A 21,046-nucleotide genomic window follows, 5' to 3' on the forward strand; every position below is an offset into this window, starting at 1 on the left:
ATAAAATCTTATGTAACTGAGTTTCTGACGACGGAAACGAAGAAACGAGTACGGTTTCTGATGGTGAAAGTACACAAAGTAAGTAAAGTAAAAGTAATAGTAAAGTAAAATAAAAAATATAATAATAATAACAGTCCAAAATGTGAACATTTTAAATTTAGTTCTTAATTGTTTTTCTTTTTTCCTCTTCCTCAATCAAAAACTTCATGAACCTTCGCATTTCTGCTTTCTTTTCTTCTGGAGCTGACAAGTAGTCTTTAAAAAATACTTGAGTTTCCGGATCTTTTAGGAGCTCGTCTACTTTTTCGTCTAGTGGGTCTTTTGCCAGGTCAACAGTTTTATTTGTTGGTTTGTCTGTTCTTCCAAGTAGGTAGTCAGTATCCACTTCAAAAAAATCAGCGAGCTTTTTCGTTATGGCGAAAGAAGGCTCTCTCTCATCACGTTCATACATACTTATAGTACTTTCTCCTAGGGAAAAATAAATCTGCTAACCCTTTTTGGGTCAACTTCTTAGATTTCCTTAGATTTTTAATCTATTACCGAAAGTAATCATTAGTCATCACCTAGCTAAATTTTAACACAAAACGTGTCTCTAAAATATTTTTTTTAAATTTATTTCACAAAACGTGTTGACTTCACATAACGTGTGTATTATTATGAAAACAAGAACTTCACAAAACGTGTTTTATTATGAATAAGGGGGTGTTTAAACTTGAATAATACTAATAACAAACAGACTATAGCAGATAACTTAAAAAGGCTTCGAGCAGATAGATCTAGAGAAGAAATTGCTGCTTCAGTAGGTATAAGTGTAAGTGCGTTACAAATGTATGAGAACGCACAAAGAGTACCTAAAGATGAAATAAAAGTAAAATTAGCAAATTACTTCGGTGTGTCTGTTCAAGAAATTTTTTTTGATAATAGACTTCACGAATTGTGTAGTTAAGCTAACTCTGCCTAGCGCTTCTTAGCTTATGCAAAGTTAGATGAAATGATGAGGGGGGAAGGAAAGTGTCTGTAAAACTAAAGCAAATTGTGGAAGAACTTGAACAATGTAAATTTTCGTGTGAAGCAGGACCGCTAAAAAACAGTCAAGCATTTATAGATTTAAAGGAGTTAGCAGAAAAAGAAGATGAAGACAGAAGAGAGTGCCCTAGACAAATAATGACCAAAACATTAGCTGATCTTGCTAATTATATTCAAGAAATAATTAAGAATGGCCCCGATAACGAGCGGCAACTCTTACCGGAGCTAGTGAAATCATTAGTGGACTTATACAAAGTGTTATAACTTACCGTTTCTTGCGTCATCAACAGCTTTATAAATCGATTTAAATAACTTAGACACTTCTGTTGCTATTCTATCATTATGTTCAACATAATCTTTCGATGTAGCCTTATCGAAATCCATTTTTTCAATTGCAGCTAGTGTCAATTCTTTTGCGATATCACTTGGAGTAGACATAGGTAACACCTCCCTTCAATTACCAATATTCGACAGAAGTTGAAGGAAAACCTTTTTAGAAAGGAGCGGAAAATGTATGAGTGAAAACAAAAAAGATACCTCTGCTGGCACAGAGGTTGAGAAGAAACAGATAAATCTCGATGAAAACGATGAAATTCGTCTGAAACTTCCAATTTCACAATTATTAAGCCTTAATAAAACAATTTCACAAACATGCATTTTATTAAGCGATGCTTTAGAGATTCGCTTAAGGGAAATTCATAACAATAAAGATGTAGTTGTTGACAAAGACTGTATCGAGCTTGCTACAGTAACCGAAAAATTTATTCGCCTTTACTTAGAAACAAGCAAATGACTTAATCGATAAACATCACGCATTCACATTTATCAAGTAAGTGATGAGCTTTTGAAATTAAGATCAAAGCAGTTGTAGCATCAAGTTCGCTCTTCGGATTGTAGATTTTGACTTGGTGTGATGTTGAGTTTCGATAAGAAAAATTAATTGTCAGTAACAGATGCTTTAATGCATTATATTCGTTTTTTTCACTATCAGATTGAAGTATGTTTCCGTTAATTATTAAAGAAGGGGTTTTAGTACTGAATGTTTTTTCAATAAGTTTAGCCCCATCTGCAGTTGAGTGGTTCATTTGTCTTATTCTACTAAGGGTGCTCTTACTAGCTTCATGGATTGCATGAAAATAATTTTTTTGAAGTAGTTCAGGCTTACAATATTCGATTACTGTCGGATGAATATTATAAGGTTCTAATTTTTCAATTAGACTTTGACTTCTTTCTAAAGCCTCTGAAAATGTGTTAGTTTCAGTGGTTGTTACAACTTTACCGGCATCATTAAGTTCAAACCCATAAAACCTTAATTGGAAATTTACTTTTTGCTTCACTTGTTCCATCCTTCAGGATTATCTCGGAAAAGCATGGGATTTAATATGTGTTGAATAACAGTAAGAAAGGTTTTGCAGATTTTAGTTTATTGCATTCCAAAACAATAGCAAGATTTAATCTTTCCATTTAGTACTTAACTTTAAAATAGAATTTTGTGTGTCGTGATCATAATAATTCAGTTGAGCAAGGATAGTAGTAATTTTAGAACCAGTAGTATATTCAGAAATTGTTTTTGATACTTCTTCAATTATATCGTTGTTAATTGTTTTCATTTAAACACTTCTTTCTTCCGGAATATTACTATTGTTCGACAGAAAGTGAGTGAATTCCTACAAAATTAAGGGGGAATATGAATTGCAGATAAAACAAGTAAAGCGTGTCCTTGAAATCTCACAAGAAATTATTAAGTTAGCAGAAATTAACGGCTGGGAAGATAAAGAGTTACTGGAAGCGCTCAATTTGATTTCTTGCAAATCAAAATTAGATTTCAGTGACGAGGCAGCCGTTAAGACTCTTTTCTGAAAGGAGGATTAGAGAATGGGGAACTTACCAATCGATGTAGACATTCTACAAAAGCGCAAGATGATCCCAATTAAGTTGGCGGAGTTATCTTATAGCAAACCTGAAATAGCTTTAAAACTTCTCCGTGTTTGGGGAGAGAAACAAAAACCAATAACCCCGTTGTTCGAAGAAATTCTATCTCATTTTGATGCTTAGAAAGGGGGCTTAAGTATGGAGAAAAATGATTTTAATAACGTAAAAGGATTTTCGAAGCTAACAGTGGAACAACAAAAACTCTTCAGAAGGGTTTATAACAGCCATCTAAAAATGATGGGAACTGAGTTTCGAAAAAAGTACTTACCTGAACAATTAAAGAAATTAAGTGGATCCCTGACGAAAACTGTCTTCATGTTTTCTGGAAAGGGAAAACTGATTGGTTTCATTATGATACAAGGGGGTGCTGGTACTAATGTGGACAAAAGAAACTCTTATTGAGGCCTTAGAAAAGCATTGTGTGTTAACAGATCAAGAAAAACAAAGTTTCCGACTTCTATGGAAAGCAAAACTAAAGTGTGTAGAAGTAAAGGGTTGCTACATTACGCCAGTAAACCCTCCTAATATCGAAGTTTCATTTAGATATGAACCGGAATTTGATTGGGAGAAACGAAATCACTCTCAATCCATAATCAGTGAATTTTCCATGCTGGCAAACGGCATAAGTTATTGGAAAGGTTTGTGTGAGGAGAAAGGGACTGATCACCAGAAAGATAGATTATTTATGGCGCAAGAAATGTTATTAAGTTTCCTCAAAGGATTAAAATTCGGTGGTATATCTATTATGGTTGACAACGTTAAAGCAGAGGATATGAGTTTGTTCGAATGAGAAAAACCGTAGCTGATCGTGTCGCATATTACGTTAGAAAAATAGCAGAAAAGGGAGCTATACACCCAGCTGAAAAACAACCTAGATCGTACAAGTATCGCCAGCAAAGATTAATGGCTTATAAAGAGTCGATGCATAAGCAGATCAATGATCACCATAATTGCATAAGTACTGCGCTTAAGGGGAAATAACCCCTATCTTTTTTACCGCTGTTGCGAAAATTGTCTATCACATTAAGTCGAAAAATAAAGAATGGTACATAGGGAAGGGGAATTATCAATGAACAGTGCAACAAAAGTCGAAAGTAAAGTCGAAATCGTGTCAGAAAATGAATTAGTAATTAGAATTTCTAACAAGTTATGTGAGTTTGGAATTCCAAGAAATCTGAAAGGGTATCGATATCTTCGCAAAGCAATCTTAATTACCTATCATAACTTCGAGATGGTAAACAGTGTCACAAAAACAATTTACCCGTCAATTGCAAACACATACCAAGATACTCCGAGTAGAGTTGAAAGAGCTATGAGGCACGCTATCGAATGCGGGTACTACAAAAATGTAAATCAAGAATTTCCTAAACCAAAAAACAGTGAATTCATTGCAATGGTTGCTGACTCAATGAGGGTAGAAAATGGAATTTATTAAAAAAGAAGTTTGTACACTCGTTAAATTAGAAGATCAGGTATTGCCAGAGGACATTAAAGAGTCTCAATTACTCCACAATTATGCGATAGACTGCTCAGCAAGAGTAACGGCATATACGTACCATCTTGAATTTGAAGAAGCTGAAAAATGGCTAAGGGAGTATCAGAGAGCAGTTAATGAAATTAAATACTTTAAGTTTAAAAAGAAGGAAAGTGGGAGGAGGAAGGATTATGCCAAGATTTGAAAATGCAACGTTGTTGAGATATTTAAGATTATCACGCTATGAAAACTTGTATTCAAAGTTAGCTTTAGAGTTTCAATTGCAAGGTGATCAGGACAGGTATTTGGAGTATTTAGGACATAAGCGCAGAGTTTACATTGAAAAACAATGTGTACGAGGAGTGCTTAGATTAGAAAGAGCAAAAAGAAAAGCAGCAACTGCTGGAACAGTTACTGCTACGGCTTAACTTAAGCCAAGTGATGTTCGTATAACCATTATTTTACCACTATTATATGTGGTGGGCAATAGCGTACAGGCTTTTGCCTTTGAACCTATGAAAGCTTTTAGCGTAGGTTGAAAGGTGAGTCGGTATCCGTCACCAAGGAAGGAGGTGAGTACAAAAATTGATAGGATACATTGAATTTTGCCACCATTCATTGTTTGTTAACTATATCCGGATACCAATTTTACAGTAGGAGTTGAGTGTATTCAATGACAGTCGAAGTTAGTGTTGAAGTTGATCAAAGTGGTCGTATGATGTATAACCCTATTTTTCACCCCAACAACGGAAAACGATATTCAGAGTCTGATCTTGAGTACCTGTGTAAGTATTGGGAAATCGATGATTGGAGAACAATGGGGTTCGCTCTTGGAAGAACTGAAAAAACATTATCTAATACTGTATCAAGGTTAAGAAAGGAAGGTTTGTATGACTACTACAAAAACCTTAATAAGCACTGGTGAATGTTGCCAATGTGAGAAGGAGATTTATGAAGGTCAAGAAATTATTTATGACAAAGAAGGTGGCGTTATGTTTTGTGACGATAACTGCCTTGCTGTGTTCATAAGAAAACATCCTAGAGAGTTCATTGATGTATTACTGAATTTTGAGCTGATTGAAAAAACAAACGCAAGTAAATAAGTCACTCACGTTTGCGGCGTGAATGACTTAACAGGTTGTTGCTAAAAGAAATTGATTATCTCTATTATACGCAACACTCGGATAATTATCAATTGGAGGGATAAATTTGAAAAGAAGTATGAAGCTGTTAAAGCTAACATTACAAAATTTTAAAGGGATTAAGAATTTCGTTTTAGATACTAACGGTGAGTCGGTACGAGTTTTCGGTGATAATGCAGTTGGGAAAACAACATTGTTTGATGCATTCATTTGGCTTCTATTTGATAAGGACAGCCATAACAAAAAGGACTTTCAAATTAAAACTGTAGATGAAGCTGGGAGTGTAGTTAATGGTTTAGACCATGATGTCGAAGCGGAGTTTTTGCTTAACGGTAATGTTCTAACACTCAAAAAGTCATATAAAGAAAAGTGGACGAAAAAACGGGGATCTGCATTGAGTGAATTTTCAGGTCATACAACCGACCACTTTGTAGACAGTGTTCCTGTAAGTCAAAAAATATTTAAAGCTAAAGTAGATGAAATAGTTGATGAGGACATTTTCAAACTTTTAACGTCTCCAAGCTACTTTAATGAACAATTAAAAAAGGATGATCGTCGAAATGTTCTTATGAAGATTTGCGGTGATATCACGGATCAGGATGTGATTTCTACTAATCAAGCATTAGCAGATCTCCCTGGGATTTTGAATGGGAGAAAAATTGAAGATTATCGGTTGATTATCGCTTCAAAGCGCAAAGAAATCAATGATGAACTTGATAAAATCCCAGTTCGAATTAGTGAGGTTAATCATAATTTACCTGACATTTCTTCATTGAATTTTGAGGATTTAAGAAATTCGATAGCTAACCTAAGAAAAAATATAGATGAAAAAGAGTTAGAAATAAATCGCATTCGTCATGGTGCTGAGATAGTCGAAAAACAAAAACAACTTCGAGAGATCGAAGGAGAACTCCTTGATATTAAAAATAAACATAGCTCAGCAAATCATGACAAGGTTAATGTCCAGCAACAAGCGTATTACAAGTTAAAGTCAGAGATCGAGTCGCTTAAATATTCTATCAACAACCAAAATCAAAAAATTGAAGGTAATCAGGAATTAATCAACCGCTATGAACAAGATACGTCTCGGTTACGTCAGGAATGGTATCAAATTAACGAAAAAAGTTTTGAATTTGAACATGATGAAAACTGTCCGACTTGTGGCCAATCGCTACCAGAGGATCAAATTGAAGCGGCTCATGAAAAGGCTAGATCTAATTTTAATCTCAAAAAGTCTGAGGACCTAGAGAGGATCAATAAAAGTGGTTCTTCCATAAAAGAAAAAATTGAAGAATTAAAGCAACAAAATGAAAGGTTGCGCCTTGAAGTGACAGAACTAGAACAAAAAATAGACCACAAGCAATCGCATTTAGATGGTTTATTAACTGAAATCAAAGGCCTTAAAGAAAACGTCCAGGACGTTACATCTTTGCCTGAGTATCAAGAGAAATCACAACGCATCGAATTACTTAATGCAGATATTCAACAATTAAGAATGAATGCTCAAAGTTCAATTGACTCCATTCAAAACCAAATTAATCAGTATCGTGAAAAGGTTGCCTTACTGGATATTGACCTTTCAAAGTTTGATGTACATGAGCGCTCTTTAACACGAAATACTGAGTTAAAAGAACAAGAACGAAAGCTAGCTTTTCAATTTGAAAAACTTGAGCGTGAATTGCATTTAACAGAAGAGTTTATCCGAACAAAGGTAAATCTTCTTGAGGGAAAAATTAATTCGAAGTTCAAATTTGCTCGTTTTAAGCTGTTTAGAACTCAAATCAACGGTGGGTTAGAGGAAATATGTGAGACGACTTACAAGGGAGTCCCTTACGGGTCTGGATTAAACAATGCAGCTAAAATCAATGTCGGCTTAGATATTATCCAAACTCTATCAGAGCATTACAATTTTTCAGCACCGATCTTTGTGGATAATGCTGAAGCTGTTACTAAGTTGATTGATATTAATACGCAGATTATTTCCCTAATAGTTTCAGAAAAAGATAAAGAGTTACGAATTGAACGTAATGAAAACAAATTTGAGGAGGCAGTGTAAATGAGTCAAAACGGTAACCAATTAGCCATTATCAAAAAAGATACGGTGGATGTAGTTGCATCCAAAGTAAAAGAGTTTCAAGAGAAAGGCGAGCTTCACTTTCCAGCGAACTATAGTCCTGAAAATGCTATGAAGTCAGCATGGTTAATTCTACAAAGTACGGTAGATCGAAACAAAAGACCAGCGCTAGATGTTTGTACACGCGACAGTGTAGCAAATGCATTACTTGATATGGTTGTTCAAGGTTTAAATCCTTCTAAAAAACAGTGTTATTTCATCGTTTATGGAACTCAACTAGTTTGTATGAGGTCGTATTTTGGGACCATGAGTGTCACAAAAAGAGTATCTGGAGCAAAAGAAATTGATGCAGCAGTCATTTATGAAGGTGACGAAGTTGATTACGAAATGGTCAACGGTCGTATTAAAAACCTTACTCATAAACAAAAGTTCGCAAACATCAATAAGGAAAATATCATAGGTGCATATTGCACGATCACCTTAGATAACGACAACGTTTATACGGAATTAATGACAATTGATGAACTCAGACAAGCATGGAGTAAAGCTCAATTTTGGGGCAAAGACCAAGACGTTGAGAAAAAAGGAAGTACTCATGAAGAGTTTAAGCAAGAAATGGCTAAGAAATCGGTCATTAATCGTGCCTGCAAAAAGTTCTTAAACTCAAGTGATGACAGCAGCTTAGTTATGTCGCGTATTAACCGTGCTGACGAAGTGAAAGAGGAAGCATTACTTGAAGAAGAACTTCAACAAAATGCAAACAAAGAAATTATTGATATTGAATACGATGAAACGCCTATTCAGGAGCAACAAGCACAAACTGAACCAGAAATAAAAGCTACTGGAACAGAAGGACCTCTTTTCTAATGATTAATATTAAAGCACTTGCAAGCGGTAGTAAGGGGAACTGTTATTACATCACAGATGGCCATACTCCCCTGCTACTTGAAGCAGGTATATCATTCAAAAGCATTCAGAAACAACTAAATTTCAAAACGACAAGTATAGCAGGGTGTTTTGTCACCCATGAACACAAGGATCATTCAAAATCAATCGCAGAGGTATTGAAAAGCGGAATTGACTGTTATATGTCAAAAGGTACTGCAGAAGCTTTAAATATACATCACCATAGAGTTCATAACATTGAAGCTAAAAAACAATTCAAGTTAGGTACCTGGACGATTTTACCTTTTGAAGTTGAACACGATGTATCTGAACCTATGGGATTTTTATTTGCTAATGAAGTAGGGGACAAGCTCCTATTTGCTACGGACACCTATTATATCAAGTACAAATTTAAAGGCTTAAGTCACATCATGATTGAGTGTAATTACAGTTTAGACATTCTAAATCAAAACATTGAAGTTGGTCGAGTACCTAAGATAATGAAAAAACGCTTATTAAGATCACATTTTAGTTTGGAGAACGTTAAGGAATTTTTAAAAGCTAATGATCTTAGCAAAGTGCAAGAAATCCACTTACTTCACTTGTCGGATAACAACAGCGATGAACAACGTTTCAAACAAGAAATTCAAGCACTTACGGGGAAATTGGTGTATGTGCTTTGAAATATGAAATTTGTATTCCAGATTTTTACGTTTGGATGACCGAGGGGTCCAGTAATAGAGGGGTACTTTTCAGAAAGTATGTAGAAGGCTATCTAAAAAGGTCATACCCCGACATGCAGCTCCTTCGTATTGAAGGTATGAAAGCTATTTGTGAGAGGAGAGAAGGCTATGAAGAGTGGAAAGAAGCCAACCAAAAGACAAAAAATAGCAATAAAAGAAGCAAGGCTAAATCCTGATAACTGGTTAATCGTTAAGAACCTTCCTGATTGCCTACATATCGTTCATCGAGAGTCGGGAACAATTAAAAGAATAGTATTTTAAGAGATTATCTAAGGATTTTTAGTAGGAATGATTATTATGTGTAACGCAAGTTTAAACCAACGACTTTTAAAATTTGAAAGGGGAAAAAGTATGTCAAACATTTTAGATCTAAATAATTTAGCGGATGGTGCAGTAGCGGAAAGGTTTAACCAAGAATTAAGAAAAATCTTAGAAAATATTTCAGATCCCAACACAGATGCAAAGAAAGTTAGGAAGTTGACTTTAACCGTTTCTTTCAAAGCGGATGACCAGCGTGATATTGCAGCTGTAGGAGTACAAGCTAAAACAACATTAGCCCCAGCTAGGGATATTGAAACAAAAATTGTCCTTGATTGGGATAGTAACGGTCAAATTACAGGTGCTGAATTAAAAAGTGGCATCAAAGGTCAAACATATATGCAAGAAGATGGCGTTTATTCGGATACTGGCGAAAAAGTTTATGATTTTAGAGCAAAGAAAGCGGAGGGTAAATAGATGATAAAAGAGGCTATTCAATACATTGTTGGTTTGGGAAATGTAGAAACAATTGATATTAATGGACAATCTTATGCAACTAGAAATCTAGATTTAGTCAAAGCACCTACACAAAGTTCATTCCAGGTTCAGAGTTTAACTGGCCTAGTAGACTACGTTAAAAGCAGCTATGACTCAAAAGAAAAGTTATTAATTCATATCGTTAATCATGAAAAAGTGGTTGTAGTTGACGCTGTTAATCAAGATAAGCGTCGTAATCAATACATCGAAGCTTCTCCAGATCTTCCACATGTTCGATATGGTGAGTTTTATGGATCAGAAGAATTCAATATTAAACTTCAATCGTGCTTTAAAACCACAGGGGATAAAGAAATCATGCTTAAAGTAGTCGGAAACATTAAAGAAGAGTCTGTAAATACAATTGGTGATGATGGGGTTTCACAATCCGTAGTAGCAAAAACAGGTGTAGCTACTGTAGGAAATGTAAAAGTACCAAATCCGGTTACATTAAAACCTTATCGTACATTCATCGAGGTAGATCAACCTGAAAGTGAATTTATTTTCCGCATGAAAGATGGTCCTAGATGCGCATTGTTTGAAGCTGATGGTGGAGCTTGGAGGCTAGTAGCCATGCAAAATATTAAGAATTACTTAGAAAAAGAGTTAGCTAGTGAACTAGAGTCTGAGAAAGTGATTATCATAGCTTAGTAAATTTAATTAAGCCCCTTACTTGTAAGGGTGAGGGGCTTATGTAAAAAGGAGTGATTTGATGAAAGACTTGAAAATTATTGAACAGAACAATCAAAGAGTATTAACAACTGCTCAGTTAGCGGAAGCGTATGGGACTGATACTAAGATTATCAATCGGAATTTTCAAAGAAATACTGATCGATATGTTCAAGGAAAACATTTTCTTGCACTATCCGGTGAGGATTTAAGAAATTTTAAAGGGTCACGTCAATTTGACGACAGCCTAAAATTCACTTCAATTCTGTATCTATGGACTGAAAAAGGCGCTTGGCTTCATGCGAAATCGTTAAATACAGATGAGGCTTGGGATGCTTACGAAATGTTAGTAGATGATTATTACAAGCACAAGCAACAAATAATTGATACGGCGAAGTTAAGCCCAGAACTTCAAATGTTTAAACAGATCTTTGATACAGTCGCTCAAAAACAGCTTGAAGATGCTAAACGTGACGAAAAGCTTACTCAGCTTGAAACTGGCATTGAAACAATCAAAGAAACTTTCTTGAAGAAAGATGATGACTGGAGAAAGTCAATTAACACCATGCTTAATAGTGCAGCTAGGAAAATATATGGTGATTATCGACAACTAAGAGTGGATAGCTATCAATTATTAGAGGATAGAGCGCGGTGTGACCTTAATCGTAGACTTCAAAACTACAAGTTTCGTCTTGAAGAAAGTGGAGCTACAAAAACGAAAATCAACCAGGCTACGAAAATGGATGTAATTGAACAAGATCCACGCCTTAAAGAGATCTATACTACGATCGTTAAAGAGTTTTCAATTAGTTCAATTGCAATAAAAAAGAAGCCTAGCGTCTGGACCACGCTAAGCTTCAACCTCCAAAGTTACCAAACAATTATAACATAACATCAAGAAATATTAATTTAAGTAGGTGGAGCTAATGGCAAGGCCACAGAAGAATGGATTAGAGTATTTTGCACTAGATGTTGTTTTAAGTGATGAGGTTGAGTTGATCGAAGCTGAACACGGATTAGAAGGCTTTGCTATTTTGATCAAAATGTTTCAAAAAATATATTCACAAGGATACTACTATGAATGGGATGAGAAACAGAAGATATTGTTCAGTAATAAAGTTTCTTCTGACAGAAACTTAGTTGTATCAGTAATTGAGGACTGCGTAAGGTGGGGGATATTCAATAAGGATTTATACGAAAAGTACAGTATTCTCACATCTAAAAGGGCGCAAAATCACTATATTACAGCAATTTACAAGAGAGTTAATGTACAAATGATTGAAGAATATTTATTGGTTGATGTGTCTGATAAGAAAAATATTGAGGTTTATAAAATCAGTGGTGAGAAGGGTGTTTGTAATGGAGTTTCTGACGACGGAAACGAAGAAACAAGTACGGTTTCTGATGGCGAAAGTACACAAAGTAAAAGTAAAGTAAAAGTAAAAGTAAATAAAGAATCTAATAATACTAATGCATTTGAATTTTACCAGCAAAATTTCGGAATAATAAACAGCTTTTTGTCCGAAGAAATTAGTTTGTGGATAGACGATCTATCAGAAGAATTAGTCATAGAAGCAATGAAACGGGGTCTTGAACAAAATAAACGTAATTGGGGCTATGTAAAAAGTATTCTTAAAAGCTGGCACTCGACTAACGTTAAATCAATACAAGATGTAAAGGCCGAGGATGTTCAATTTCAGAAAAGACAAGATACTAAAAAACAAAAAAATAGAGTAGACAAACTCCCTAAATGCATGGATAAGCCTGAAAAATCTATTAATATACCAGAAGTATCGGAGTCTGAAAAACAAAGACTTCAGAAAATGATAGCAGAGCTAAAATCAACCCAAAAACTCAATGAAACTTAAGTGAATGAGGTTTATAACGTGAGTAATAAAACAACTGATCGATTTATTCTAACGGATTGTGATTTAACATTTAGCGAGAAGGAAATCCAAGATTTCAAGTTCTTGTGGAATGAAGGGCATACGTTAGAAGACATATGGAAATATTTACGTAGGAAAGATTGGCAAAGAACATATGACGAGGTATGCTTATTGCTTTTCGAACTTTCAAGAACAGGCGAAGTAGAAAAGCGTAAAAATGGAATTTGGTAGGTGAAATAAATTGGGAAACGGGCGAACGTGGACTAATGATGAAATTACTTATCTAGAAGAAAAATGGGGTTCAATGAGCACTTAAGTAATTGCTGAAAAATTAGGTCGATCTGTAAATGCCGTAAAAATTAAAGCAGTAAGGGCAGGCATGGGAGATCCAACGCTAAGCTATGATGGAATTACAGTTAATCAACTTTGTACAGCGACGAATATTCCTTATCGAACAATTAAATACTGGATTAAGCACAAGGGTTTTCCTGTAAAATATAAAGTTTTCGCTGAAGAAATGAAAGTGATGGTTGTTAGCTATCCAACTTGGTGGAAATGGGCAGAAGAAAATAAAAGACTCATAGATTTTGCGGAGGTTGAGGAAAATATTTTAGGTGCTGAACCTGACTGGGTCAAGATCAAACGTGGAGCTGACAAGATTAGATATCATAAAAAACCACATAACGAACCTTGGTCAGAAAAAGATGACAAGCGATTAATTAGCATGGTTAACGCTTTTCGTTACTCTTACCCGGATATTTCAAGAGAATTGAAAAGAACAGAAGCGGCGATCAAAAGAAGACTGTGGGAACTTGGTGTTAAGGCTAAACCAGTTAGAATGAATAACCACATCAAATGGACAAATGCTCAAACTGAGCAGCTTATTGATTTGTTTGAGAAAGGTTATTCTCTGGAAACCATAGCTGAACGTCTAGACAAAAGCGCTAATGGTGTTAGAGGTAAGTTGGAACGAATGGGTTATAAGTTTAGACAGAAGAAGGTGGATCCTAAATGAGTTTACTAAGAATGGCTAATTTACTAAGTCGTTTGCATAACGGTCACGGATTAAAGTTTGAGGAATTACTGCAATTAGAAGCTGATCTGCAGGAACAATTGCAATGGGTAACGGAGCTCCGGGTGAAGATGGGGAAGGGGAACCGTTGAGGAAAACGGTGGCATATCGAAAGGATGATGAAACAATGGATGAATTTCAAAAATTAGAAAATCCTCAGTTAGTTGAATTAGATGGTGAATATGGGTTTGTGATTGTAACAGAAATAGATATGTCATTAATTAAGAGCGGTGTAATTGTAATGAGAGGCAAATCTTATAATTATGAAAGCGGAGAAATAATTAAAAGTAATGATAAGGAAATTCAATATTCAATTCACGAAAATGCCTATTACAACTTAGACGATAACGGTAAAGTCATTGATTAATATTTCGCAGTTCGTCAAAAAAGTGACAGAAAGGAATTTGTGAAATGAAAATGCAAGTCACATTGTCGCCAAAGGAAGTTGAACAAATCGTTAAAGAGCATTTGTTTACAAAGTTTAAAACAGTAGGAGAAGTTAAGTTAGAGATAGGCAAACAGTCAAGAGGTTATGGTTATGCAGAAGAAACTGTAACTGTATTTAAAGGCGCTACATGTGAAGTCGAGATATAGTGTCGGTTCGTCGATTAAGCGAAGGATTGGAGAGCGAAAACTTGAAGCAATTAGACCTTTTTCGTGAAATTGTTGTCGATAACTTTGCCGGTGGTGGAGGTGCTTCAACTGGAATAGAGTTTGCAACTGGAATATCAGTAGATATCGCTATCAATCATGATCCAGCCGCAATAGCAATGCATAAAGCTAACCATCCAGATACAGAGCATTATTGTGAGTCGGTTTGGGATGTAGATCCAGTAAAAGCTGTTAGAGGTAGAAAGGTAGGATTAGCGTGGTTTTCTCCTGATTGTAAACACTTCTCTAAAGCTAAAGGCGGTAAACCTAAAAGCAATAACATCCGTGGCTTAGCATGGATAGCTGTTAAATGGGCCATAGCAGTAAAACCAAGAGTTATCATGTTAGAAAATGTAGAGGAGTTTAAAACATGGGGTCCGCTAAATGAAGAGGGGTATCCTGTTGAAAAATCAAAGGGGATTACGTTTCAATCATTTGTAAAATCTCTCGAGTCATTGGGATATGAAGTTTCATTCAAAGAATTAAAGGCATGTGATTATGGAGCTCCAACAACTAGAAAAAGATTTTTCATGATTGCTAGATGTGATGGTAAAGAAATAATCTGGCCCAAACCAACGCATGCTGATCCGAATAGCTCGGAGGTTAAAGTAGGTAAGTTAAAAGCTTGGAGAACTGCAAGCGAAATAATAGATTGGAATATCGGAACACCATCAATATTTTCAAGAGAAAAACCTTTAGCAAATAATACGATGCTAAGAATTACAAGAGGTATTCAAAAGTTTGTAGTTGAAGCAAAAACACCTTATATCATATACAATAAGGCTAGCTTTTTACAACATTACTATACACATCAGGGGAATGAAACAAGAGCAAGTAGCCTTTATGAGCCAATTGCAACTATACCAACTGCAAATCGTTTTGGATTAGTGACAGCATTTCTCACAAAATATTATGGATCTGATATAGGCCAATCAATAAATGAACCACTTCATACTATCACAACAAAAGACAGATTTGGATTAGTGACAGTAAAAGGTGAGGATTACAAAATCGTCGATGTAGGAATGAGAATGCTTCAACCTAGAGAGTTATTTAACGGGAATGGATTTCCTAACAACTACATCATTGACCGTGACTTTTTTGGTAAAAGTTATCCTAAAACCTACCAAGTAGCTCGCTGTGGGAATGCAGTTCCACCGCAATTTTCAGAGGCTTTAGTAAGAGTTAATTTGCCTGAAATGTGTAGTGAAACATCGAGATATATACAAGCAGTAGCTAACTGAGATTGGAGATTAAACAATGATTATTGAAGAACTTTCACTTTTTGATTTTAGTCCGGCCTTTAATCCAGAAAAAGCTAACTGGAAAAAAGGTGTAGATAACCATAAATATTGTGAAGTGTTAGCTATCATTCCAGATGATGCTTTATGTCCACTAGAGCAGGGGTATAGCGGATCAGGAAACCCACTGAAAGAATACCGTCATAAACTCTGGGGAGATCACGCAATTGCAATCTGGAATTATCTAGGCATCGATGGCAAGTGGGGAACGGCTACGGATTTACTTTCAAAGCATAGAAAAGCGAAAGAGCCAATCAAAATGAGAATTTCAGAAAGAGATATTAAATGTTTCGAAGTTACTCAGATTGTTGAATATTTAGGAGGTTAATAATGTTAAATCGAGTAGTGTTAGTGGGACGCCTCACACGTGATCCAGAACTAAAATACACACCTAATGGAATTGCGGTAGGTAAATTTACCCTTGCAGTAAACAGACCATTTTCAAATCAACAGGGAAATCGAGAAGCTGATTTTATAAACATTATAGTGTGGAGAAAAGCAGCGGAGAATGTAGCAAATTACTTAAGAAAGGGTAGTTTAGCAGGTGTTGATGGTCGACTACAAACTCGTAATTATGAAAATAATGATGGGAAAAAAGTTTTTATAACTGAAGTTGTAGCAGACAGTGTTCAATTTTTAGACTCGAAAAACAGCCAGAATAGCGGAAGTGATCAACAGAACCATCAAGGTAATACAAATAATGGGTACAATAGCAATCAAAACGCTAATAGTGGGCAAAACAATCAATTTGGTGACGATCCATTTGCTAGCGACGGAAAACCAATTGATATATCTGATGATGAACTCCCATTTTGAGAAAGGGGAACACTATGAATTTAATAAAACTCTTTAAAAAGCAAAAAGAATTAGATGATCGGATTGTTAAGGAGCATAATCTGGAAGGACAATATTTACTCTCAGATAAAATTTTAGCTTTATTGGTTGAATTAGGAGAGTTAGCTAATGAAACAAGATGTTTTAAGTTTTGGAGCGACAAACCACCGAGTGCACCTGATATCGTAATTGAGGAATTTGTTGATGGTATTCACTTTTTATAAGTTTAGCTAATGATTTTAAAATAAATCCTGAGAATTTCATCGTTACATGTGATTATACGAAAGGTACATTAACGGAAACATTAACCGAGGTATTTGCATACGTATCTAGTTTGCATGTACTTTTTGATGTTAACATTCCGGCCACCATAACCGGTGAGGATTTACACTCAACGTTACACGAAGCTTTTTCTTGTTATGTAGGATTAGGAGAAAAATTCTTAGGCTTAACCTGGGCGCAGATCGAAAAAGCATACTTAGAAAAGAATGAAGTAAACCACATTCGGCAGGACAACAGTTATTAAAGGGGGTTAAAGCATGTTTCAAGGTCAAGGAAACAGAGGTATGGCTTTTGAAATGTTATTAAATCTTGTGAATGCTCAATATAATACCAAAGGACTAGCTCTTATAAACAAAAGGCCCACCCCAGTAAAAGTACTTAAATCAAAAGGAACTCAAGTTATTAAAGGCTACTTCGAAGAAAAATCAACTGTAGATTATGATGGAACGTATAACGGGAAATCCATTGCTTTTGAAGCGAAGTCAGTAGGGGAAAAGCGTTTTGACCTCAAGAATATTCATAAGCACCAACTTGAGTATTTGCAAAAGGCTGAAAAACACGGCGCTATTTCATTTTTCCTCATAGAATTCCGAGCGACCAAAGAAGTATTTCTCGTTTCGTTAAACTTTATCGAGACCTATGTGATGCAATCTAAGAAAAAGGGCGGTAGAAAAAGTATTCCTTACGATGATTTTACGGTATACGGATACCTAGTTGAACGTGGTCGCGGTGTCCCAGTAGATTATTTAAGTATAGTGGACAAGCTTAACGATCAAAAAGTTATGATTTTGTAAAGCGTGAAGGGTGATATATTGTGGACCATAAAGAGTTAGAAAATGTTATAAGCGATTATCAGTGGTTAAAAAGAGAGGTTGCAAGGTTAGAAGAATTACTATGGGGAATTGGTGGTGTTTCTGGAGGGTCTAAAAGTATAGGGGTTGCTCAGTATGGAATTGAAGCGGCTATGCCAAAAGGTTCCAAGGGAATTAGTAAAGCTGAGTTAGATAAGCTAGACCGCAGAGAAAAAAAGATTTTAACGAGGATTGAAAAATACAAAAATATGATTGAATTTGTAGAGTTAGGCGAAGAAAGTCTTGAAGATCCAATTCAACAAACTGTGTATAGTTGTATGATGGCAGGCATGAGTTATAGGGCTATTGGTAAGCATGTTGGAGTTTCTAGAGAAAAAGTCAGGCAACTCCGAGATGAGGTTATAAACCAATTATGCCAAAATTGTCACTTCTGCCATAGTTGGCAATACTTGAAATACAAAAAACAAACCGTGTAAGATGGAAGGGAGGTCGGAGAGGTTTTAACCACCTCCGGTGCTCTTTATTATTAAAATTACAGTATAAAGAGTTTATAACTTAGATTTGCTATCTTCATACTGAAACAATAAACCATCTAATTCCTGACTGGATTTAAGCGTTTCCTTCGCCGATAAGCCATATTTTAAAGATAATCTATACATTTCTTGACGTTTTGTCTCTATTTTTGAAATTAATTCTACAAGACTAGACATATGTACTCACTCCTAAAAAAAAACATGTAGGACTATTATCTTATAAATTCAAAGCATAGAACACTGATAAATATGTCGGAATTGTGAACAAATGGTAGGGTTATCGGACTGTTAATGAAAAGATATTTTGTCGATAATTGACGAAGGAATACATTTGGAAAATACCTCCTTTTATATTAACTTAACATTAGGAGGTAATTATGGGGAAAAAATTAACTGAAGATGCAAGAATAGCACTTAAAAATCAATACGGTATTCATTCTGCAAACAACAAAAAAGCATGTTTATCCTGTTATAATTATAATCCTGGTTCAATTTGTTCAAAGTATCATATTAAGGTGAAAAAAAATGAAACGTGTAAATCTTTCACATCTAAAAGAGTAAAAATATACAGAGGTGGCGGGGTCTCGCCAAGATAACTAATAAGTACTTGCACCTGTCTAGGTGCTTTTTTATTTTGGAATCGGAGGTAGGTGCAATATAAATGGATTGGAAGAAGATTAGAGCTGAATATGAGTCAACTGACACTACATTAAAGGCACTTGCTGAAAAAAATGATATAAATTAGGAACTTTAAAAAGTAGAAAAAGTCGTGAAAATTGGTCAAAAGATGTATCCAAAAAAAGTGCAACCAAAACCCAAAAGGATGCAACCAACCGAATAAGGGATGCAACCCAAAATAGTAAGAAAAAAGTGATATTGAAGAGTCTTTGCAAAGTGATGACCTCACTGATAAGCAAAGGCTTTTTTGTATGCATTATCTTAAGTATTTTAATGCTACTAAAGCTTATCAAAAGGCATATCAATGTGCATATTCAACAGCAATGGTCAACAGTAGTCGATTACTAGGAAATACTAAGATTAAGACGGAGATTGACCGATTAAAATCGGAACAAGCTAACGGTATTTTGTTAGATGCTCAATTCGTTCTTCAAAAATACATTGACATAGCCTTTGCTGATATAACCGACTTTGCAACTTTCGGAAAAAAGGAAGTTCAAGCAATGGGTGCATTTGGACCTATTGAAGATGATGAAGGCAATCCAGTGATGATCGAAACGAATTATGTTGACTTCAAAGAGTCTTCAGAGATTGACGGGACAATCGTTACGGAAGTGAAAAAAGGAAAAGAAGGTGTATCCATTAAGCTTGCTGATAAAATGAAAGCACTAGAAAAGCTATGGGATTATTTTGATATGATGCCTGAGAATATTCAAGATCAGTTAAAGGTTGAAAAATTAAAGGCTGAAACAGAATTGGTCAAAGCTAGAGCAGAAGCAATGAAAGGGAAGAAAAAAGACACATCACTTCTTGAAGCCCTTATTTCTGCTAAAAAAGGTGGTCAATCATGAGTATTGTTTTTTCACTTAAGCAGCTACAAATTATTCAAGCTCCATATGATCACACATTAGAAGTAAATGAAGGCACTCCCCGGTCATCCAAAACGACTGCGGGTGTTTTTCGTTATGCTGATTATTTAACTTTAACTAGAGATCAAAATCACCTAGTCGTTGCTTACAACCAAGAACAAGCTTACCGACTGTTTATGGAATGTGATGGTTTTGGCTTAATTCACATTTTTGGAGATTTAGCAGAAATTAAGCACGATGAACACGGAGATCACCTGCTATTGGACACACCTAATGGCCAGAAAAAGGTCTATTACAAAGGTGGAGGTAAGGCAGATAGTAAGAAAGCAATCACCGGTATGTCGCTTGGATCAGTCGCCTTTTGTGAGATTGATTTACTTCATATGGATATGATTCAAGAATGTTTTCGTCGTACCTTTGCAGCAAAAGACAGATATCATCTCGCGGATTTAAATCCACCAGCTCCTAATCATCCGGTCATAAAAGAAGTGTTTGAAGTACAAAAGACACGTTGGGTACATTGGACCATCGACGATAATCCAATTATCACTGAGGAACGAAACAAGAAATCTTCGAAACCTTAAGTAAAAATCCTTATTTACTACAACGTGACTGGTATGGGAATCGTGTTATCCCTTCAGGGGTTATCTATAGCATGTTTGACCTTAAGAAAAATGTAAAACAAAAAATTGTTGGTCAAAAAATTGAAATGTTTTTTAGTGGTGATGGTGGTCAAAGTGATGCGACGAGTGTGAGCTGTAATATTGTAACAAAGCATAAAGGAACAATGCGAGCTTACGATTATAAATTGAACCGAGTAGCTCACTATTATCATAGTGGGTCTGAATCGGGTGACGTGAAAGCCATGAGCACTTACGCTAAAGAAATTAAAAAATTCATTTTGTGGTGTCAAGAGAAGTTTGTTATGCATCGTTCTGAAGTGTTCATCGACCCAGCGTGTAAATCTCTTAGAGAAGAATTACATTTGTTAGGTGTTTCTACTCGACCGGCTAACAATAATTCGAAAGACATCAAAGGGTCGTCAAAAGGAATTGAAGTAGGGATCGAACGTCTACAAAGCGCTATGACGAATGAACAGTTTATTCTCATTGAAACTAATGAATATGATCATTACAACTTCATTAAAGAGGTTGGAATGTATTGTCGTGATGCAAATGGAAATCCGATTGATGATAATAACCACGCAATGGATGAGACACGTTATGCCAATAATTATTTCTATAGACGCTATGTTTTATAGCTGGGGGTTCTTATGTTTAAAAATATATTATGTTTGGTTGGGTTTCATAATTTCAAAAATTATAAGTTTGTTTGGCATCCCCACAGAGCAGAGGGCACATGTACCCGATGTGGTAAAAAGGATGTCTATC

At 35.4% G+C, this 21,046-nt stretch carries 37 protein-coding genes and 2 pseudogenes; 35 read left to right on the plus strand and 4 right to left on the minus strand.

Annotated elements, in window-relative coordinates:
* Positions 1 to 157: 157 nt before the first annotated feature.
* On the minus strand, positions 158 to 451 hold the full coding sequence (locus H1D32_RS13380) for a helix-turn-helix domain-containing protein (RefSeq protein WP_396126189.1): 294 nt from the start codon (positions 449 to 451) through the stop codon (positions 158 to 160).
* Positions 452 to 712: 261 nt separating this feature from the next.
* On the opposite strand from H1D32_RS13380, the gene H1D32_RS13385 reads away from it, so the two are divergent.
* Positions 713 to 946 carry a helix-turn-helix transcriptional regulator gene (locus H1D32_RS13385; protein WP_261178807.1) on the plus strand — a complete coding sequence of 78 codons (234 nt, stop codon included), beginning with the start codon at positions 713 to 715 and terminating at the stop codon, positions 944 to 946.
* A 65-nt stretch (positions 947 to 1,011) separates the two neighbouring features.
* Positions 1,012 to 1,290 (plus strand): hypothetical protein, encoded by a 279-nt coding sequence (locus tag H1D32_RS13390; protein ID WP_261178808.1) that lies wholly within the window; start codon positions 1,012 to 1,014, stop codon positions 1,288 to 1,290.
* Here H1D32_RS13390 and H1D32_RS13395 read toward each other — a convergent pair.
* Positions 1,285 to 1,464, minus strand: a complete 180-nt coding sequence (locus H1D32_RS13395; protein WP_261178809.1) for a hypothetical protein — start codon at positions 1,462 to 1,464, stop codon at positions 1,285 to 1,287. The genes H1D32_RS13390 and H1D32_RS13395 overlap by 6 nt on opposite strands.
* Before the next feature lie 76 nt (positions 1,465 to 1,540).
* On the opposite strand from H1D32_RS13395, the gene H1D32_RS13400 reads away from it, so the two are divergent.
* Complete coding sequence (locus H1D32_RS13400; protein WP_261178810.1) at positions 1,541 to 1,819, plus strand: hypothetical protein; 279 nt, start codon at positions 1,541 to 1,543, stop codon at positions 1,817 to 1,819.
* A 1-nt stretch (position 1,820) separates the two neighbouring features.
* On the opposite strand, the gene H1D32_RS13405 is transcribed toward H1D32_RS13400, so the two are convergent.
* A complete protein-coding gene (locus tag H1D32_RS13405; RefSeq protein WP_261178811.1) occupies positions 1,821 to 2,363 on the minus strand; it encodes a TIGR02391 family protein in 543 nt (180 codons plus the stop codon).
* 355 nt (positions 2,364 to 2,718) lie between these two features.
* Here H1D32_RS13405 and H1D32_RS13410 point away from each other — a divergent pair, with 355 nt between their 5' ends.
* The 29 genes and pseudogenes from H1D32_RS13410 (at position 2,719) to H1D32_RS13550 (ending at position 18,051) form a co-directional block, all read left to right on the plus strand.
* Positions 2,719 to 2,886 carry a hypothetical protein gene (locus H1D32_RS13410; protein WP_261178812.1) on the plus strand — a complete coding sequence of 56 codons (168 nt, stop codon included), beginning with the start codon at positions 2,719 to 2,721 and terminating at the stop codon, positions 2,884 to 2,886.
* A gap of 15 nt (positions 2,887 to 2,901) precedes the next feature.
* Positions 2,902 to 3,081 (plus strand): hypothetical protein, encoded by a 180-nt coding sequence (locus H1D32_RS13415; RefSeq protein WP_261178813.1) that lies wholly within the window; start codon positions 2,902 to 2,904, stop codon positions 3,079 to 3,081.
* A 15-nt stretch (positions 3,082 to 3,096) separates the two neighbouring features.
* On the plus strand, positions 3,097 to 3,360 hold the full coding sequence (locus H1D32_RS13420) for a hypothetical protein (protein ID WP_261178814.1): 264 nt from the start codon (positions 3,097 to 3,099) through the stop codon (positions 3,358 to 3,360).
* The gene (locus H1D32_RS13425) at positions 3,335 to 3,748 is read left to right on the plus strand and encodes a hypothetical protein (protein WP_261178815.1); all 414 of its coding nucleotides are present in this window, start codon (positions 3,335 to 3,337) and stop codon (positions 3,746 to 3,748) included. The genes H1D32_RS13420 and H1D32_RS13425 overlap by 26 nt, the downstream gene beginning before the upstream one ends.
* Entirely contained in the window at positions 3,745 to 3,939 is a 195-nt protein-coding gene (locus H1D32_RS13430) for a hypothetical protein (RefSeq protein WP_261178816.1), read from the plus strand. Before H1D32_RS13425 ends, H1D32_RS13430 begins: the two co-directional genes overlap by 4 nt.
* Before the next feature lie 88 nt (positions 3,940 to 4,027).
* Positions 4,028 to 4,393 (plus strand): sporulation initiation factor Spo0A C-terminal domain-containing protein, encoded by a 366-nt coding sequence (locus H1D32_RS13435; protein WP_261178817.1) that lies wholly within the window; start codon positions 4,028 to 4,030, stop codon positions 4,391 to 4,393.
* Complete coding sequence (locus tag H1D32_RS13440) at positions 4,380 to 4,637, plus strand: hypothetical protein (protein WP_261178819.1); 258 nt, start codon at positions 4,380 to 4,382, stop codon at positions 4,635 to 4,637. Before H1D32_RS13435 ends, H1D32_RS13440 begins: the two co-directional genes overlap by 14 nt.
* Positions 4,624 to 4,860 carry a hypothetical protein gene (locus H1D32_RS13445; protein WP_261178820.1) on the plus strand — a complete coding sequence of 79 codons (237 nt, stop codon included), beginning with the start codon at positions 4,624 to 4,626 and terminating at the stop codon, positions 4,858 to 4,860. Before H1D32_RS13440 ends, H1D32_RS13445 begins: the two co-directional genes overlap by 14 nt.
* A 245-nt stretch (positions 4,861 to 5,105) precedes the next feature.
* Positions 5,106 to 5,357 carry a DNA-entry nuclease gene (locus H1D32_RS13450; RefSeq protein WP_261178821.1) on the plus strand — a complete coding sequence of 84 codons (252 nt, stop codon included), beginning with the start codon at positions 5,106 to 5,108 and terminating at the stop codon, positions 5,355 to 5,357.
* A complete protein-coding gene (locus H1D32_RS13455) occupies positions 5,323 to 5,535 on the plus strand; it encodes a hypothetical protein (protein ID WP_261178822.1) in 213 nt (70 codons plus the stop codon). The genes H1D32_RS13450 and H1D32_RS13455 overlap by 35 nt, the downstream gene beginning before the upstream one ends.
* Before the next feature lie 106 nt (positions 5,536 to 5,641).
* The gene (locus H1D32_RS13460) at positions 5,642 to 7,630 is read left to right on the plus strand and encodes an AAA family ATPase (protein WP_261178823.1); all 1,989 of its coding nucleotides are present in this window, start codon (positions 5,642 to 5,644) and stop codon (positions 7,628 to 7,630) included.
* The gene (locus H1D32_RS13465) at positions 7,631 to 8,515 is read left to right on the plus strand and encodes a recombinase RecT (RefSeq protein ID WP_261178824.1); all 885 of its coding nucleotides are present in this window, start codon (positions 7,631 to 7,633) and stop codon (positions 8,513 to 8,515) included.
* Positions 8,515 to 9,216 (plus strand): MBL fold metallo-hydrolase, encoded by a 702-nt coding sequence (locus H1D32_RS13470; protein ID WP_261178826.1) that lies wholly within the window; start codon positions 8,515 to 8,517, stop codon positions 9,214 to 9,216. Before H1D32_RS13465 ends, H1D32_RS13470 begins: the two co-directional genes overlap by 1 nt.
* A gap of 168 nt (positions 9,217 to 9,384) precedes the next feature.
* Complete coding sequence (locus H1D32_RS13475; RefSeq protein ID WP_261178827.1) at positions 9,385 to 9,537, plus strand: DUF6906 family protein; 153 nt, start codon at positions 9,385 to 9,387, stop codon at positions 9,535 to 9,537.
* A gap of 90 nt (positions 9,538 to 9,627) precedes the next feature.
* A complete protein-coding gene (locus tag H1D32_RS13480; RefSeq protein WP_261178828.1) occupies positions 9,628 to 10,011 on the plus strand; it encodes a replication terminator protein in 384 nt (127 codons plus the stop codon).
* The gene (locus H1D32_RS13485) at positions 10,012 to 10,719 is read left to right on the plus strand and encodes a hypothetical protein (RefSeq protein ID WP_261178829.1); all 708 of its coding nucleotides are present in this window, start codon (positions 10,012 to 10,014) and stop codon (positions 10,717 to 10,719) included.
* Positions 10,720 to 10,780: 61 nt separating this feature from the next.
* Positions 10,781 to 11,629, plus strand: a complete 849-nt coding sequence (locus H1D32_RS13490; protein ID WP_261178830.1) for an ORF6N domain-containing protein — start codon at positions 10,781 to 10,783, stop codon at positions 11,627 to 11,629.
* A 34-nt stretch (positions 11,630 to 11,663) separates the two neighbouring features.
* Complete coding sequence (locus H1D32_RS13495; protein WP_261178831.1) at positions 11,664 to 12,605, plus strand: Lin1244/Lin1753 domain-containing protein; 942 nt, start codon at positions 11,664 to 11,666, stop codon at positions 12,603 to 12,605.
* A gap of 18 nt (positions 12,606 to 12,623) precedes the next feature.
* Positions 12,624 to 12,854, plus strand: a complete 231-nt coding sequence (locus H1D32_RS13500) for a hypothetical protein (RefSeq protein WP_261178832.1) — start codon at positions 12,624 to 12,626, stop codon at positions 12,852 to 12,854.
* A 148-nt stretch (positions 12,855 to 13,002) separates the two neighbouring features.
* Positions 13,003 to 13,638, plus strand: coding sequence for a GcrA family cell cycle regulator (locus tag H1D32_RS13505; protein ID WP_261178833.1), 636 nt, complete (start codon positions 13,003 to 13,005; stop codon positions 13,636 to 13,638).
* Complete coding sequence (locus tag H1D32_RS13510) at positions 13,635 to 13,787, plus strand: hypothetical protein (protein WP_261178834.1); 153 nt, start codon at positions 13,635 to 13,637, stop codon at positions 13,785 to 13,787. Before H1D32_RS13505 ends, H1D32_RS13510 begins: the two co-directional genes overlap by 4 nt.
* An 8-nt stretch (positions 13,788 to 13,795) precedes the next feature.
* Positions 13,796 to 14,062, plus strand: coding sequence for a hypothetical protein (locus tag H1D32_RS13515; RefSeq protein ID WP_261178835.1), 267 nt, complete (start codon positions 13,796 to 13,798; stop codon positions 14,060 to 14,062).
* A 44-nt stretch (positions 14,063 to 14,106) separates the two neighbouring features.
* A complete protein-coding gene (locus H1D32_RS13520; protein ID WP_261178836.1) occupies positions 14,107 to 14,289 on the plus strand; it encodes a hypothetical protein in 183 nt (60 codons plus the stop codon).
* Positions 14,290 to 14,330: 41 nt separating this feature from the next.
* Entirely contained in the window at positions 14,331 to 15,590 is a 1,260-nt protein-coding gene (locus H1D32_RS13525; protein ID WP_261178837.1) for a DNA cytosine methyltransferase, read from the plus strand.
* A gap of 16 nt (positions 15,591 to 15,606) precedes the next feature.
* Positions 15,607 to 15,975 (plus strand): hypothetical protein, encoded by a 369-nt coding sequence (locus H1D32_RS13530; RefSeq protein WP_261178838.1) that lies wholly within the window; start codon positions 15,607 to 15,609, stop codon positions 15,973 to 15,975.
* Positions 15,976 to 15,977: 2 nt separating this feature from the next.
* Entirely contained in the window at positions 15,978 to 16,463 is a 486-nt protein-coding gene (gene ssb, locus H1D32_RS13535; protein ID WP_261178839.1) for a single-stranded DNA-binding protein, read from the plus strand.
* Positions 16,464 to 16,477: 14 nt separating this feature from the next.
* Positions 16,478 to 17,007: pseudogene (locus tag H1D32_RS13540) on the plus strand (dUTP diphosphatase).
* A gap of 13 nt (positions 17,008 to 17,020) precedes the next feature.
* Positions 17,021 to 17,557, plus strand: a complete 537-nt coding sequence (recU, locus tag H1D32_RS13545) for a Holliday junction resolvase RecU (protein ID WP_261178840.1) — start codon at positions 17,021 to 17,023, stop codon at positions 17,555 to 17,557.
* A 20-nt stretch (positions 17,558 to 17,577) separates the two neighbouring features.
* Positions 17,578 to 18,051: a sigma-70 family RNA polymerase sigma factor gene (locus H1D32_RS13550; RefSeq protein WP_261178841.1), complete on the plus strand. Its 474-nt coding sequence runs from the start codon at positions 17,578 to 17,580 to the stop codon at positions 18,049 to 18,051.
* A gap of 72 nt (positions 18,052 to 18,123) precedes the next feature.
* Here H1D32_RS13550 and H1D32_RS13555 read toward each other — a convergent pair whose 3' ends face one another.
* Positions 18,124 to 18,285 (minus strand): aspartyl-phosphate phosphatase Spo0E family protein, encoded by a 162-nt coding sequence (locus H1D32_RS13555; protein WP_261178842.1) that lies wholly within the window; start codon positions 18,283 to 18,285, stop codon positions 18,124 to 18,126.
* A gap of 200 nt (positions 18,286 to 18,485) precedes the next feature.
* Here H1D32_RS13555 and H1D32_RS13560 point away from each other — a divergent pair, with 200 nt between their 5' ends.
* The 3 genes and pseudogenes from H1D32_RS13560 to H1D32_RS13570 all read left to right on the plus strand — a co-directional run bounded on the left by H1D32_RS13560 (position 18,486) and on the right by H1D32_RS13570 (position 20,916).
* The gene (locus tag H1D32_RS13560) at positions 18,486 to 18,704 is read left to right on the plus strand and encodes a hypothetical protein (protein ID WP_261178843.1); all 219 of its coding nucleotides are present in this window, start codon (positions 18,486 to 18,488) and stop codon (positions 18,702 to 18,704) included.
* A gap of 333 nt (positions 18,705 to 19,037) precedes the next feature.
* Positions 19,038 to 19,637 (plus strand): terminase small subunit, encoded by a 600-nt coding sequence (locus H1D32_RS13565; protein ID WP_261178844.1) that lies wholly within the window; start codon positions 19,038 to 19,040, stop codon positions 19,635 to 19,637.
* Positions 19,634 to 20,916 (plus strand): annotated as a pseudogene (locus H1D32_RS13570) (PBSX family phage terminase large subunit). The gene H1D32_RS13565 and the pseudogene H1D32_RS13570 overlap by 4 nt, the downstream one beginning before the upstream one ends.
* The last annotated feature ends 130 nt before the right edge of the window (positions 20,917 to 21,046 follow it).

This window comes from Anaerobacillus sp. CMMVII, from assembly GCF_025377685.1.
In the GTDB taxonomy this organism is placed as follows: Bacteria; Bacillota; Bacilli; order Bacillales; family Anaerobacillaceae; genus Anaerobacillus.

Bases quoted from the DNA above. Each gene is read 5' to 3' on its own strand.
- H1D32_RS13380 (WP_396126189.1), bottom strand. From the start codon at position 451: ATGTATGAACGTGATGAGAGAGAGCCTTCTTTCGCCATAACGAAAAAG.
- H1D32_RS13395 (WP_261178809.1), bottom strand. From the start codon at position 1,464: ATGTCTACTCCAAGTGATATCGCAAAAGAATTGACACTAGCTGCAATT.
- H1D32_RS13400 (WP_261178810.1), top strand. From the start codon at position 1,541: ATGAGTGAAAACAAAAAAGATACCTCTGCTGGCACAGAGGTTGAGAAG.
- H1D32_RS13415 (WP_261178813.1), top strand. From the start codon at position 2,902: ATGGGGAACTTACCAATCGATGTAGACATTCTACAAAAGCGCAAGATG.
- H1D32_RS13420 (WP_261178814.1), top strand. From the start codon at position 3,097: ATGGAGAAAAATGATTTTAATAACGTAAAAGGATTTTCGAAGCTAACA.
- H1D32_RS13425 (WP_261178815.1), top strand. From the start codon at position 3,335: ATGTGGACAAAAGAAACTCTTATTGAGGCCTTAGAAAAGCATTGTGTG.
- H1D32_RS13430 (WP_261178816.1), top strand. From the start codon at position 3,745: ATGAGAAAAACCGTAGCTGATCGTGTCGCATATTACGTTAGAAAAATA.
- H1D32_RS13435 (WP_261178817.1), top strand. From the start codon at position 4,028: ATGAACAGTGCAACAAAAGTCGAAAGTAAAGTCGAAATCGTGTCAGAA.
- H1D32_RS13440 (WP_261178819.1), top strand. From the start codon at position 4,380: ATGGAATTTATTAAAAAAGAAGTTTGTACACTCGTTAAATTAGAAGAT.
- H1D32_RS13445 (WP_261178820.1), top strand. From the start codon at position 4,624: ATGCCAAGATTTGAAAATGCAACGTTGTTGAGATATTTAAGATTATCA.
- H1D32_RS13450 (WP_261178821.1), top strand. From the start codon at position 5,106: ATGACAGTCGAAGTTAGTGTTGAAGTTGATCAAAGTGGTCGTATGATG.
- H1D32_RS13455 (WP_261178822.1), top strand. From the start codon at position 5,323: ATGACTACTACAAAAACCTTAATAAGCACTGGTGAATGTTGCCAATGT.
- H1D32_RS13465 (WP_261178824.1), top strand. From the start codon at position 7,631: ATGAGTCAAAACGGTAACCAATTAGCCATTATCAAAAAAGATACGGTG.
- H1D32_RS13470 (WP_261178826.1), top strand. From the start codon at position 8,515: ATGATTAATATTAAAGCACTTGCAAGCGGTAGTAAGGGGAACTGTTAT.
- H1D32_RS13475 (WP_261178827.1), top strand. From the start codon at position 9,385: ATGAAGAGTGGAAAGAAGCCAACCAAAAGACAAAAAATAGCAATAAAA.
- H1D32_RS13480 (WP_261178828.1), top strand. From the start codon at position 9,628: ATGTCAAACATTTTAGATCTAAATAATTTAGCGGATGGTGCAGTAGCG.
- H1D32_RS13485 (WP_261178829.1), top strand. From the start codon at position 10,012: ATGATAAAAGAGGCTATTCAATACATTGTTGGTTTGGGAAATGTAGAA.
- H1D32_RS13490 (WP_261178830.1), top strand. From the start codon at position 10,781: ATGAAAGACTTGAAAATTATTGAACAGAACAATCAAAGAGTATTAACA.
- H1D32_RS13495 (WP_261178831.1), top strand. From the start codon at position 11,664: ATGGCAAGGCCACAGAAGAATGGATTAGAGTATTTTGCACTAGATGTT.
- H1D32_RS13505 (WP_261178833.1), top strand. From the start codon at position 13,003: ATGGGAGATCCAACGCTAAGCTATGATGGAATTACAGTTAATCAACTT.
- H1D32_RS13510 (WP_261178834.1), top strand. From the start codon at position 13,635: ATGAGTTTACTAAGAATGGCTAATTTACTAAGTCGTTTGCATAACGGT.
- H1D32_RS13520 (WP_261178836.1), top strand. From the start codon at position 14,107: ATGAAAATGCAAGTCACATTGTCGCCAAAGGAAGTTGAACAAATCGTT.
- H1D32_RS13530 (WP_261178838.1), top strand. From the start codon at position 15,607: ATGATTATTGAAGAACTTTCACTTTTTGATTTTAGTCCGGCCTTTAAT.
- ssb (WP_261178839.1), top strand. From the start codon at position 15,978: ATGTTAAATCGAGTAGTGTTAGTGGGACGCCTCACACGTGATCCAGAA.
- recU (WP_261178840.1), top strand. From the start codon at position 17,021: ATGTTTCAAGGTCAAGGAAACAGAGGTATGGCTTTTGAAATGTTATTA.
- H1D32_RS13555 (WP_261178842.1), bottom strand. From the start codon at position 18,285: ATGTCTAGTCTTGTAGAATTAATTTCAAAAATAGAGACAAAACGTCAA.
- H1D32_RS13560 (WP_261178843.1), top strand. From the start codon at position 18,486: ATGGGGAAAAAATTAACTGAAGATGCAAGAATAGCACTTAAAAATCAA.
- H1D32_RS13565 (WP_261178844.1), top strand. From the start codon at position 19,038: ATGCATTATCTTAAGTATTTTAATGCTACTAAAGCTTATCAAAAGGCA.